Origin of the sequence: Streptomyces sp. NPDC048257 (genome assembly GCF_043201855.1) — a bacterium.
Classification (GTDB): Bacteria; Actinomycetota; Actinomycetes; order Streptomycetales; family Streptomycetaceae; genus Streptomyces.
Window position 1 is genome coordinate 21,269 of the sequence record NZ_JBICZI010000037.1, and the last position, 12,569, is coordinate 33,837.

General features: G+C 73.0%; 7 protein-coding genes. 3 read left to right on the forward strand and 4 right to left on the reverse strand.

Annotated features, from left to right (window positions below; translation table 11 throughout):
- Window positions 1-20 precede the first annotated feature (20 nt).
- The gene (locus ACGFZK_RS35980) at window positions 21-3,455 is read left to right on the forward strand and encodes an NACHT domain-containing protein (RefSeq protein ID WP_393853040.1); all 3,435 of its coding nucleotides are present in this window, start codon (window positions 21-23) and stop codon (window positions 3,453-3,455) included.
- Between the two features lie 32 nt (window positions 3,456-3,487).
- On the opposite strand, the gene meaB is transcribed toward ACGFZK_RS35980, so the two are convergent.
- From meaB to ACGFZK_RS36000, 4 genes are read right to left on the reverse strand one after another with little or no spacing between them, the layout of a single operon-like run.
- Window positions 3,488-4,477 (reverse strand): methylmalonyl Co-A mutase-associated GTPase MeaB, encoded by a 990-nt coding sequence (gene meaB / locus ACGFZK_RS35985; RefSeq protein ID WP_393853041.1) that lies wholly within the window; start codon window positions 4,475-4,477, stop codon window positions 3,488-3,490.
- Between the two features lie 10 nt (window positions 4,478-4,487).
- Window positions 4,488-6,674, reverse strand: a complete 2,187-nt coding sequence (scpA, locus tag ACGFZK_RS35990) for a methylmalonyl-CoA mutase (RefSeq protein WP_393853042.1) — start codon at window positions 6,672-6,674, stop codon at window positions 4,488-4,490.
- A complete protein-coding gene (locus tag ACGFZK_RS35995; RefSeq protein WP_393853043.1) occupies window positions 6,671-8,536 on the reverse strand; it encodes a methylmalonyl-CoA mutase family protein in 1,866 nt (621 codons plus the stop codon). The genes scpA and ACGFZK_RS35995 overlap by 4 nt, the downstream gene beginning before the upstream one ends.
- The gene (locus ACGFZK_RS36000; RefSeq protein WP_393853068.1) at window positions 8,520-9,761 is read right to left on the reverse strand and encodes an ROK family protein; all 1,242 of its coding nucleotides are present in this window, start codon (window positions 9,759-9,761) and stop codon (window positions 8,520-8,522) included. The genes ACGFZK_RS35995 and ACGFZK_RS36000 overlap by 17 nt, the downstream gene beginning before the upstream one ends.
- A 1,243-nt stretch (window positions 9,762-11,004) precedes the next feature.
- Between ACGFZK_RS36000 and ACGFZK_RS36005 the strand changes: the two genes are divergently transcribed.
- Both ACGFZK_RS36005 and ssuE read left to right on the forward strand, forming a co-directional pair.
- Window positions 11,005-11,967, forward strand: coding sequence for a TauD/TfdA dioxygenase family protein (locus tag ACGFZK_RS36005; protein WP_393853044.1), 963 nt, complete (start codon window positions 11,005-11,007; stop codon window positions 11,965-11,967).
- 21 nt (window positions 11,968-11,988) lie between these two features.
- Window positions 11,989-12,546, forward strand: coding sequence for an NADPH-dependent FMN reductase (ssuE, locus tag ACGFZK_RS36010; protein ID WP_393853045.1), 558 nt, complete (start codon window positions 11,989-11,991; stop codon window positions 12,544-12,546).
- The last annotated feature ends 23 nt before the right edge of the window (window positions 12,547-12,569 follow it).

The following is a 12,569-nucleotide window of genomic DNA, read 5'->3' on the forward strand; positions in this document are numbered from 1 at the left end:
GCTACGCTGCGGGGGGTTGCATGGAGCCCGGGACCATCGGCATCCGGCTGGCCTCGGCGGCCATCGGACCCCTCGTCAAGAAGCTGTTCGTCACCGAGGGGGGCGGGGCCGGCCTCGTCGACAAGCCGATCCGCATCTCGGGCCACGTGTCCTTCACGGGCGAGAAGCGCTCCCTCACGGAATCCGACCTCCAGTCGCTCGCCGCCAAGCTGGTGAAACAGGCGCTCCGCACCGGCGAGCGCCCGATCGCCACGGACGAACAGCAGGCCGTCACCGACGCCCTCGCTCAGACCCTGCGCGGCCTCGGCGACCTGACGATGACCGACCTGGACGCCGTACGGCTCGGCTCCACCGCATTCGCCCGCGAACTGCGGGCGGTGAGCGGCCGCCCCGAGCGGGAACTCGGCGCCGACGCCACGTACTTCTACGAGCGGCTCGTCGACGCCGCCTGCCTGCACATCCTGCAGTTCTTCACGCAGCGCTCGACGTTCGTGGCCCACGCGCTGGTGCAGCAGACCCGCGGGATCGCCGAGCTGACGGCCAAGGTCGACGAACTGATCCGCCGCGATCCACTGCCCGGTGCCGAGGACGCGGCCTTCGAGCAGCTGTACCTGCCGTACGTGGAGAAGAAGCACGGCAAGCTGACCATCTACGGCATCGACCTCAGCAACTCCCCGACGCGGTGGCCACTGGACGCGGCGTACCTGAGCCTGGAGGCGACGTCGCTCCCGCGGTGGTCGCTGATGTGGGGGAAGACACTCACGGCGTCGCCGCCGCCGCTGCGTACATCGGCGTCCCACGCCGTTGCGGACGCCGCACCGCCCGTCCAGCGTGACGGGAACCCCCCCGTCGTGATCGACTCGGCACTCCGGGAGGGATACGAACAGGCAGTCGACGAGATGTTCGCGTCGCCGGCCGCCGATCAGACCCCGGCCGACAGCCCGCGCGGCATCGTGCGGGGCAGGGCCGGCGCCGGCAAGAGCGCGCTGGTGCAGTGGCTGACTTCCGTCCCGCAGGACGCGCGGCCCGCCGATCAGGCCCTGGCAGACAGTCCCCGCGTTCTCCTGCGCGGCGAGGCGGGTTCCGGCAAGACCACCCTGGTGCAGTGGCTGGCCGTCACAGCCGCCCGCCAGGACCTGCCTCCGCTGATGGACTATCTCTACGACCGCATCCCCTTCGTTCTGCCCTTGCGCACGCTCACCCGCCATGGCGAACGGCTGCCCGCTCCCGCGGACTTCCTGACCTCCTCCGACTGCCCGCTCGGGGCCGAGCAGCCCGACGGCTGGGCGCACCGTGTCCTGACGGCGGGCCGCGGGCTGGTCCTCGTCGACGGCATCGACGAGATTCCCGACGCCGAACGGGAGCGGGCCCGCCGCTGGCTGCGGGACCTGATGGACACCTACGGCGGCGACAACCGCTGGCTCGTCACCTCGCGGCCCTCAGCCGTGGGCGCGGACTGGCTCGCCGAGGAGGACTTCACCGAGCTGACCCTGTCCGCGATGGGTCCGGCGGAGGTCGCCACCTTCATCAGGCGGTGGCACAACGCTGCCCGCGACGGCGCAGACGCGGACGCGGATCTCCAGCAGTACGAGACCCAGCTCCTGGCGGCCGTACGGACCAAGCCCGACCTCGGGCAGCTGGCCACCAACCCCCTGATGTGCGGGCTGATCTGCGCCCTGCACCGGGACCGGCGCGGCTACCTGCCGCACGGCCGCAAAGACCTCTACGAGGCGGCGCTCTCCATGCTGCTGAGCCGCCGCGACCGCGAGCGGGACATGAAGGTCCCGGACCTGCGGGAGGAACCGCAACTCGACCTGCTGCAGCGCCTCGCGTACTGGCTGATCAAGAACGGCCGTACGGTGATGGACCGCTCGCGCGCAGAGGACATCATCGACCGGGCCCTGCCCTCAGTCCCGGAGGCGGCCGCCTTGGGCGGAGCCCCGGTGGTCTTCGAGCACTTCCTCCAGCGCAGTGGCCTCCTGCGGGAACCGGCGCCCGACACGGCGCAGTTCGTCCACCGCACCTTCCAGGACTTCCTCGGCGCGCGGGCCGCGGTGGAGGAGGGCGACTTCGGCCTGCTCATCGCCCACGCCGACGACGACCAGTGGGAGGACGTCATCCGGATGGCGGTCGCCCTCGCCCGTCCGGGGGAGCGCGGGGCGCTGATCCGAGACCTGCTCGACCGGGGAGACCGCTCCTACGACAAGCGCATACAGTCCCGCATCTACCTGCTCGCCGCCGCCTGCCTGGAGCATGCCACCACCCTGGACCCCGCGATCCGCACGGCCGTGGAAGTCTGCACCTCCATGCTCATTCCGCCGTCGAACGAGCAGGAGGCGCGCGCCCTCGCGGAGGTCGGGCCGCTGATCCTGGGCCTGCTCCCGGGACCCGAGGGCCTCGGCGACCGGGATGCCTACCATGTGGTGATCGCTGCCTCGCACGTGAAGTCGGACGCCGCTCTGGCCTTCCTCGCGCAGTTCGCCAAGCACCCCTTGCTCCCGATCCGATCCCAGCTCCTGTGGGCCTGGTCACGCTTCGAATGCGCCGACTACGCCGAGGAGGTGATCGCACGGCTGGATCCGTCGGATCTGCGCTACTCCATCCGCTCGAACGACCAGCTGCGCCAACTGGAACGTCTCCAACTCCGTCCGGACCGCCTGGACGTCAGGAGCGAGGTGTCCCTGGAAGCCCTGGCCGGGTACTTCGACCGGAACAGAGTCACGGAAGTCGCGCTCGCGCACGACGCCGTGACCGATCTGGGTTTCCTGAGGCAGCAGTCCGCCCTGGAAGTCCTCGACATCAACCGCTGCCCGGACCTGATGGACCTGTCCGCGATGGGCGGCCTGCCGATCCGGCGGCTGAGCATCACGACGCACCGGCCGGACATCGACCTGAGTCCGGTCGCGGACCTGGGGCGACTGGAATCCCTCAGTGTCCAGGGAACCGGCGGTATGACCTGGTCCGCGCGGACCCTGCCGGCCGGTGCCCCGCTGCGTCAGCTGACGGTGGGTGGCTTCGCGACCTCCGCGCACGGGCTCGACGGGCTCGGCACCCAATCCGCGCTGCGGGAGCTGATGCTCGACGACCTGTCCAGCCCGGCCTCGACGGCCGAATGGCGGGAGATCGGCGCCCTGCCGGCCCTCTTCCACCTCAAGGTGTTCGCCCTGTCGCTCGAAGCGCTTCCGTCGGACGCGGCGCTGCCGGGCGTCACCAGTCTGGTGCTCCTGGCGGGCGGAGGGGATAGGACCGTACAGGCGGCGATCGCGCGACTGGCCTCAGCGTTCCCCCGGTTGAACGAGTGCACATTCATGGGGGACCTCCCTGCAGAGGGAGACATCGACGTCGCGCCACTGGCCGGACTTCGCGAACTGCAGTACGTCGCCATCTCCGTCGGCAGAGACCGTATCCGCAATGCCGGGCTGCTGCAGCCGACCGTGCAACTGGTCTGTCTGTGACGGGACGGCGCCCGCCCGGCGCCGTCCCGTCGTCAGTTCCCGGCGTTCCCGAACGCCGACAGGATGCGGTCCGCCGCCGAGGTCGCCGTGACCGTGCCCGCCCGGACCTCGGACTCCAGGCCCGGCGCGAGCTCCCGTACCGACGGGTCCGCCCGGAGCCGTTCCAGCAGTTCGTCGCGGACCATCGACCAGGTCCACTCCACCTGCTGCGCCGCGCGCTTCGCGGTCAGCCGGCCCCCCGCGTCCAGCAGGGTCCGGTGTTGTTCGAGGCGGTTCCACACCTCGTCCAGCCCGGTGGACTCCCGCGCGCTGCACGTCAGGACCGGCGGCGTCCAGGCCGCGTCCACCGGGTGCATCAGCCGCAGCGCGCCCGACAGTTCGCGGGCGGCCGCCTTCGCGTCCCGCTCGTGCGGGCCGTCCGCCTTGTTCACCGCCAGGACGTCGGCCAGCTCCAGGACGCCCTTCTTGATGCCCTGCAACTGGTCGCCGGTGCGGGCCAGGGAGAGCAGCAGGAAGGAGTCGACCATCCCCGCCACCGTGGTCTCCGACTGGCCCACGCCGACCGTCTCGACGAGGACCACGTCGTAGCCCGCCGCCTCCATCACGATCATCGACTCGCGGGTGGCCTTGGCGACCCCGCCCAGCGTGCCCGCCGAGGGGGACGGGCGCACGAACGCCGCCGGGTCCACCGACAGCCGCTCCATCCGGGTCTTGTCGCCCAGGATGGAGCCGCCCGTGCGCGTCGACGAGGGGTCCACCGCGAGCACCGCCACCCGGTGGCCGAGCCCCGTCAGCATCGTGCCGAAGGCGTCGATGAAGGTGGACTTGCCCACCCCCGGCACACCGCTGATGCCGATCCGCCGGGCCCGGCCCGCGTGCGGCAGCAGTTCCGTCAACAGGCCCTGCGCCAGCGCCCGGTGAGCGGGCAGGGTGGACTCGACCAGGGTGATCGCGCGCGCGATGAACGCACGCTTCCCGTCGAGCACCCCCTTCGCGTAGGCCTCGATGTCGATCCTCGCCATCGCGGCCGGCCTACAGCTCGTGGCCCAGGTCCGCGGCCAGCCGCGTCACCAGGTCGTGGGCGGCGTCCGGGATCACCGTGCCCGGCGGGAAGACCGCCGTCGCGCCCATCTCCAGCAGCGTCGGGACATCGGCCGGCGGGATCACCCCGCCCACGACGATCATGATGTCCTCGCGGCCCTCCTCCGCCAGCTGCTCGCGCAGTGCCGGTACGAGGGTCAGGTGGCCGGCCGCCAGCGACGACACGCCCACCACGTGGACGTCCGCCTCGACGGCCTGCCGGGCCACCTCCGCCGGGGTCTGGAACAGCGGGCCGACGTCCACGTCGAAGCCCAGGTCGGCGAAGGCGGTCGCGATCACCTTCTGGCCGCGGTCGTGCCCGTCCTGGCCCATCTTGGCGACCAGGATGCGCGGACGGCGGCCCTCCGCCTCCTCGAACCGGTCGACGAGCGCACGGGTGCGCTCCACGGACGGGGACTCGCCTGCTTCGGTGCGGTACACACCCGAGATCGTACGGATCTGGCTCGCGTGCCGCCCGTACACCTTCTCGAGTGCGTCCGAGATCTCACCGACCGTGGCCTTGGCGCGCGCCGCGTCCACCGCCAGGGCCAGCAGGTTGCCCTCGCCGCGCTCGGCCGCGTTCGTCAGCGCCCGCAGGGTGTCCTGGGTGACCGCCTCGTCGCGCTCCTCGCGCAGCCGCCGCAGCTTGGCGATCTGCTGCGAGCGCACCGAGGAGTTGTCGACCTTGAGGACGTCGATCGCCTCGTCGTTCTCGACGCGGTACTTGTTGACGCCGATCACCGGCTGGCGGCCCGAGTCGATCCGCGCCTGCGTACGGGCCGCGGCCTCCTCCACGCGCAGCTTCGGGATGCCCGCGTCGATGGCCTGCGCCATGCCGCCCGCCGCCTCGACCTCCTCGATGTGCTGCCAGGCGCGGCGCGCCAGGTCGTACGTCAGCTTCTCGACGTACGCGCTGCCGCCCCACGGGTCGATCGACCGGCAGGTCCCCGACTCCTGCTGCAGCAGCAGCTGGGTGTTGCGGGCGATGCGCGCCGAGAAGTCCGTCGGCAGCGCGAGCGCCTCGTCGAGGGCGTTGGTGTGCAGCGACTGGGTGTGCCCCTGGGTCGCCGCCATCGCCTCGATGCACGTGCGCGTGACGTTGTTGAAGACGTCCTGGGCGGTCAGCGACCAGCCCGAGGTCTGCGAATGCGTGCGCAGCGAAAGGGACTTGGCGTTCTTCGGGTCGAACTGCTTGACCAGGCGCGCCCACAGCAGGCGGGCCGCGCGCAGCTTCGCGACCTCCATGAAGAAGTTCATGCCGATCGCCCAGAAGAACGACAGGCGCGGCGCGAACGCGTCCACGTTCAGCCCGACGGCCTGTCCCGCCCGCAGGTACTCCACGCCGTCGGCGAGGGTGTACGCCAGCTCCAGGTCGGCCGTGGCCCCGGCCTCCTGGATGTGGTAGCCGGAGATGGAGATCGAGTTGTACCGCGGCATCTTCTGCGACGTGAAGGAGAAGATGTCCGAGATGATCCGCATCGAGGGCTTGGGCGGGTAGATGTAGGTGTTGCGGACCATGAACTCCTTGAGGATGTCGTTCTGGATGGTCCCGGCGAGCTTGTCGGGGGAGACGCCCTGCTCCTCCGCCGCCACGATGTAGAGGGCGAGGACCGGCAGCACCGCGCCGTTCATCGTCATCGACACCGACATCTTGTCCAACGGGATCCCGTCGAACAGCTGCCGCATGTCGTAGATCGAGTCGATCGCCACGCCCGCCATGCCGACGTCGCCCGTCACCCGCGGGTGGTCGCTGTCGTAGCCGCGGTGCGTCGGCAGGTCGAAGGCCACCGACAGGCCCTTCTGGCCGGACGCCAGATTGCGCCGGTAGAAGGCGTTCGACTCCTCGGCCGTGGAGAAGCCGGCGTACTGCCGGATCGTCCAGGGCTGGTTGACGTACATCGTCGGGTACGGCCCGCGCAGGTACGGGGCCACGCCCGGGTACGTCCGCAGGAAGTCCAGGCCCTCCAGGTCCCGCCCGGTGTACAGCGGCTTGACGCCGATGCCCTCGGGCGTCTCCCACAGCAGGTCGGCGGCCGCGGTGCCGGTGGACTCCTTCACCGAGGAACGCCACTGCTCCTCGGACACCCCGGAGACGGAGGCGGGGTCGAGCGCCAGCTCGGAGAAATCGGGGATGCTCAAGACGGCACTCCCATCCGGTCGAGTACGGAGGACAGCACGGCGACGGCGTCACAGCCGGCGAAGACGTACTCGTCCACGGAAGCCTCTGCGGTGCCCGGCCGGCCGGCGAGGAAGACGGTCGTGGCGCCCGCCGCGCGCAGCGCCCCGGACACCGCCGCGGCCTGCTCCTCGTACAGCGCGTCGCTGGAGCAGAGCACGGCCATGCCGTCCGCGCCGCTCGCGGCGTAGGCCTCGGCGGCCGTCTCCGGATCCACCGACACCGGATCGTGCACCGGTTCGATGCCGCCCGCCTGGAAGAGGTTCGAGGCGAAGGTGGCGCGCGCGGTGTGCGCGGCCGCCGGGCCCAGCGCGGCGAGGAAGATCCTCGGCCGGGCGCCGGTCGCCGCCAGGTGCGCGTCACTGCGGGCGCGCAGCGCCTCGTACGCCTCGTCGCGCCGGACGCGGGGCAGTCCGCCGGTGGGTCCGGCGGGCGCCGGCTCGCGTACGACGGGCTTCTCCGAGAGCAGCGGGAACTCGCTGACGCCGGTGATCGGCTCGCGGCGCTTGGCGAGCTTCTTGGAGCGCTCGGCCCAGGTGGCGGCGAGCCGCTCGGCGACCAGCCCGGAGCGCAGGGCGACGGCCTGACCGCCGGCCTTCTCCAGGGTCTGGAAGAACCCCCAGGCGGCGTGGGCGAGTTCGTCGGTGAGGCGCTCGACGTAGTACGAGCCGCCGGCCGGGTCGATCACCCGGGCCAGGTGCGACTCCTCCAGCAGGATGGTGGAGGTGTTGCGGGAGATCCGGCGCGCGAAGGCGTCCGGCAGGCCCAGCTCGTTGTCGAAGGGGAGCACGGTCACCGAGTCCGCGCCGCCCACACCCGCCGCCATACAGGCCACGGTGGTGCGCAGCATGTTCACCCAGGGGTCGCGGCGGGTCATCATCACCGGCGAGGTCACCGCGTGCTGGAGCTGGGCACCCGCCTCCGGGGCCCCCGAGGCCTCGGCGATACGGGCCCACAGCCGGCGCGCGGCGCGCAGCTTGGCGATGGTCAGGAACTGGTCCGCGGTGGCGGCGTAGCGGAATTCCAGCTGCCCGAGCGCCGCTTCGGTGCTCAGCCCGGCCCCGGTCAGCGCGCGCAGATAGGCGACGCCGGTGGCCAGGGACAGGCCCAGCTCCTCGGCGGCGCTGCCACCGGCCTCGTGGTAGGGCAGCGCGTCCACGGTCAGGGCGCGCACCCCGGGCCAGCCGGCGGCGGCCTCCTGGGCCAGCTCCACGGCGCCGGCCATGTCCAGTGCCTCACCCGTTCGGGCCTCGTGGCCCAGGGGGTCGGCGCCCAGCGAGGCCCGAGCGGCCTCGGGGGCCACCGCGCTCTCGGCGAACAGGCGCAGCAATGCACGGGCGGCTTCGGCGTATTGGGCTCCGGCGTCCAGGGCGATGGGGGCGAGGTCCAGGTAGACCCCGTCCAGCGCCCGGGCGAGGCCCTCGACCGGGAGACCGCCGCGACCCACGGCGAGCCAGAGGGAGGTGACCCCGTTCTCCAGGTCGGCGAGGGCCGCCTCGTTCAGGCGCACCGGGTCGGCGCCCGCGAGGCGCTGGCGCACGTCCCAGCCGTTCGCGGTGGTGCCTTCCGGCCTGCCCCCGCGGACGAACGGGGCGAAGCCGGGGAAACCGGTGTCGGGAGCCGCCCCGTCGGGCGGCGCGGTGTAGAGCGGGCGCGTGGTGAGCCCGTCCTCGATTGGGGTGGACAACGCGTCTTCTGCGGCCTCGCCGGAGACTTCCTTGCCCGACTTGCGCAGTACGCCTTCTACAAGGCGCTGCCACTGCTCATGCGTCGCGTCAGGGAACTCGGCGGCCAGGGAGAGCCCGTCGTCAGGCAGGACCGTCATGGCTCGAATGTAGGGGAGGGCGCTCAGGTGGCACCATACCGGTGGGTGTGATCTCGCCCTCTCGGGCCATGCCGAAGGGATCCTGGAACACCCGGCTGAGCAGCACGGTTGCCGCCGCCTCCGGAAGTACGGCAGGTCCCGCGTGCGGGACCACGATCCGCTCGGGGTCGTCGCAGACGTGCGAGAGCTCCATCGCGGCGGCCCGGATCTCCTGCAGATATCCCTCGTGCAGGACGCTCGCCAGCTCGGTCACGACCATGACCGCCGGATTGAAGACATCCAACAGGAGCGCCGCCGCCCGGCCCACCGCCCGGGCGCGCTCGCGCAGCAGCCGGTCGGCGCGCGGGTCGCCGGTCGCGGCCGCGTCCACCAGCAGGTTGACCGAAGGGTCCGGCACGATGCCCCGGCGCACGGCTTCGGCGCCGAGCGCGGTGTCGGACGCGGTCGCCTCCAGACAGCCGGTACGCCCGCACGCGCACGGGGCGGCCGACCGGGGCACCGGGAGGTGAGCCACGTCGCCGGCCGCCGCGCCCGGACCCTGGTGCACGGTCCCCTCGATCCCGAAGGCGGCGTCGACGACCCGGCCGATGAACAGGTGCACCACGCTCCGGCGGGCCTCGGGCCGGCCGAAGAGGATCTCGGCCCGCGCGACGGCCCGGGCGTGGTTGTCGATGCGTACCGGCAGCCCGAGGGCGGCGGACAGCTCGGCGGCCAGCGGCTTGCGGGTCCAGCCCAGGGCGGGGTGCCGTACGACTATCCCGTCGTCGGGGCCGACCCAGCCGCCCAGGGCGGCGCCGACGCCGAGGAGCGGTCGGCCGCTCTCGAACTCGGTGAGGAAGCGGCCGAGTTCGCGGGCGATCGCGGCGGAGAGGCCGGCCGTCGGACGCCCGTCGTGCGGGAAGGCCCTGCGGGCGAGCAGCTGCCCCCGCAGGTCGACGAGGCTGAAGGTCGAGCGGGGCACCCCGATGTGCAGTCCGGCGGCGACCGGCCCGCCGACGGCCCCGGTGTGCAGGTCCAGCGGGATCCGCGGCCGCCCCACCCCGCCGCCGGGCCCGGGCAGCTCGCGCAACAGCCCACCGCGGAGCAGCCCGGTGGTCTGCCGGGACACGGCGGCGGGACTGAGTCCGCACAGAGGGGCGATGCCGCTGCGCGCGACGGGCCCGTGGTCGAGCACCGTCCGCAACACGGTGGCGGCATTGGCGGGGCTGCGGCTGTCGCCGGCCATACGCGTCACACGGTCTCCTCGGGTGCGGGGGTGTGCCCCCCCGATCATGCCGGGTCCACCCCGGCGGCCCGTACCCCGGCGAACGCATGGCGGCCGCGTTGCGGGGGCGTGAAATCCGGCCACGGTTTTCGGCCGCCGGAAGGGGGTGGTGGGCGGTTCGGGTGCGGGTGAAATCCCAGGTCATAGGGGGTCTGTGGGGTGGTCCGGGGGCTCGGGTAAGGGAGCGTCGGGTGGCTGCGGACGGGGGTTGACCGGGGGCCGGGGCCGCTGACACGCTCCGGGACATGTCCGCGAACGCATTCCTCGCCCCGCGGCTCCACACCCCCGGCCTCTGTACCGAGCCGGGCGAGTGTCCGGGCCGCTGTCCGGCCCCCGGCCGCGCCTGACCCCGCCGATCCGGCGGACCGCCTGACCGCGCCACCTCGGGGAGCCCCTCGGGACGCTGTCCTCCGGCCGACCCCGTCACGCCCCCTCACGGAGAGGCTTGCGAGCGGCGTCCCACCGGGAAACCTCTGGGGCCGCCGCCTTCGGGGGGCCACCGGGAAACCTTCCGGTGGGGCCCGGGGGAGCGCGCCTCAAGCGCCGTCGGGGCCAGAAGGGTCGCCTCGAACGCAGGCGGGGCTTGAGGGACGGCGTCCCCCTGCGGGTGACCCAGGGGGGCGTCCCCCAGCCGGCCCTCCGCGAGGAACCGGGGTGGTGCACGTGCCGGGTCCCAGCTCGGGCGACGTCCACGGCGTGTCCTCCGAGCGGCGGGTGCCTGCGGTGTCGCCCCTTGGGAACAGTGGGGGACCGTCGCCGGGAGCCCTGCTGGGCGGTGCGCCCCGCGGGGAGCGCCCTGCCGGGATGGCCCCGGGGCGTCCGCCCGGGCGGCGCCGCTCTCCGGGGTCCCGACGGCATCGGGGGCACCCGAGGGGCCTCCGCGCCCTCGGGAGCCCGGTGCCCGCACCACCGCATACCCGTGCACCACCTCATGTCCGCACCGCATACCGAGCCCGCACCGCCGCGCACCGGTACCCCCGCGCACCCCAGCCCGCACCGCCGCACCCGCACCGCGCACCCCACCGCACACCAGCCGCACCCGCACCGCGCACCCCACCGCACACCAGCCCCGCCCGCCGCACACCCGCACCGCACACCAGCCCCCGCCGCACACCCGCACCGCACAAGCGAACACTGCAGCGCCCCGTAAGCCCATTTCTTCCGCTGCGGAAATAATCCCCGCGGCCCCACCCAGGGAGTCCTCATGGCCACTGCCACCACCGCCACCACCGTCACCAGGATCGGCGGCCGGATCGGCGCCGAGATCGGTGGGGTACAGCTCGGCGGCGATCTGTCCGAAGGGACCGTCGCCGAGATCCGGGCCGCCCTGCTCGCCCACAAGGTCGTCTTCTTCCGCGGCCAGGACCACCTCGACGAGGCCGCGCACGAGGCCTTCGCCCAGCTGCTCGGTGCGCCCGTCGCGCACCCCACCGTCCCCTCCGCCGACGGCCGCTACGCCCTCGGCATCGACTCCCACCACGGCGCCCGCGCCAACCAGTGGCACACCGACGTCACCTTCGTACCCGCCTACCCCGCCTTCTCCATCCTCCGCGCCGTCACCCTCCCCCCGTACGGCGGCAACACCCTCTGGGCCAACACGGCCACCGCCTACAGCAACCTCCCCGCCCCGCTCCGCGCCCTCGCCGACAGCCTGCGCGCCGTCCACTCCAACGCATACGACTACGCCGCCCTCAAGCCCGACGCCCTCCCCGAAGCCCTCGCCCAGTACCGCGAGGTGTTCACCTCCACCACGTTCCTCACCGAGCACCCGGTGGTCCGCGTCCACCCCGAGACCGGCGAGCGCACCCTCCTCCTCGGCAACTTCGTCCAGCGGATCAGCGGCCTCACCGGCCGCGACTCCCGCGCCCTCCAGGACCTCTTCCAGGCGCACATCGAGAGCCCCGAGAACACCGTCCGCTGGCAGTGGCGGGCCGGCGACGTCGCCATCTGGGACAACCGCGCCACCCAGCACTACGGCGTGGACGACTCCGACGACCACGAGCGCACCCTGCGCCGCGTCACCGTCGACGGCGACGTCCCGGTCGGCCCCGACGGCGAGCCCTCCCGCCTGATCAGCCCGGAGGCCGTCCCGGACCCCGCCTTCGGCATCGCTTCCGGCGCGTCCACCCCCGTCTCCGCCACTGCCTCCGCTTCCGCCTCCGCCTGACGACACCCAAGGAGCGCCCCCGTGCCCCACCTGCTCGCCATCACCGGCAGCCCCTCCGCCCACTCCCGCACCGCCGTCGTCGCCGAACACGTGCTGCGCCGTCTGTCGCACTCCGGTTTCGAGACCGCGCACCTCTCCGTGCGCGACCTCCCCGCCGCCGACCTCCTCGCCGCCCGCCGCGGCGAGCCCGAGATCCGCCGGGCGCTCGAAGCCGTCGCCGAGGCCGACGGCCTGGTCATCGCGACCCCGGTCTACAAGGCCTCGTACACCGGCCTCCTCAAGGCCTTCCTCGACCTGCTCCCGCAGGACGGCCTCGACGGCAAAACGGTTCTGCCGCTCGCCACCGGCGGCAGCCTCGCCCACGTCCTGACCATCGACTACGCCCTGCGTCCCGTGCTCGCCGCCCTCGGAGCCCGGCACGTCACCGCCGGCCGGTTCGTCCTGGACTCCTCCGTCGAGCGCGGAGCCGGCCCGGACCGGCTGCGGCCCGAAGCCGAACTGGACCTCTACCAGGCCGTCGACGAGTTCGCCGCGGCACTGCGCTCGACGCACGCCGCCGCCCTGACCGCCACCCCGTAACACCCCACGCACCCCGCACCCTG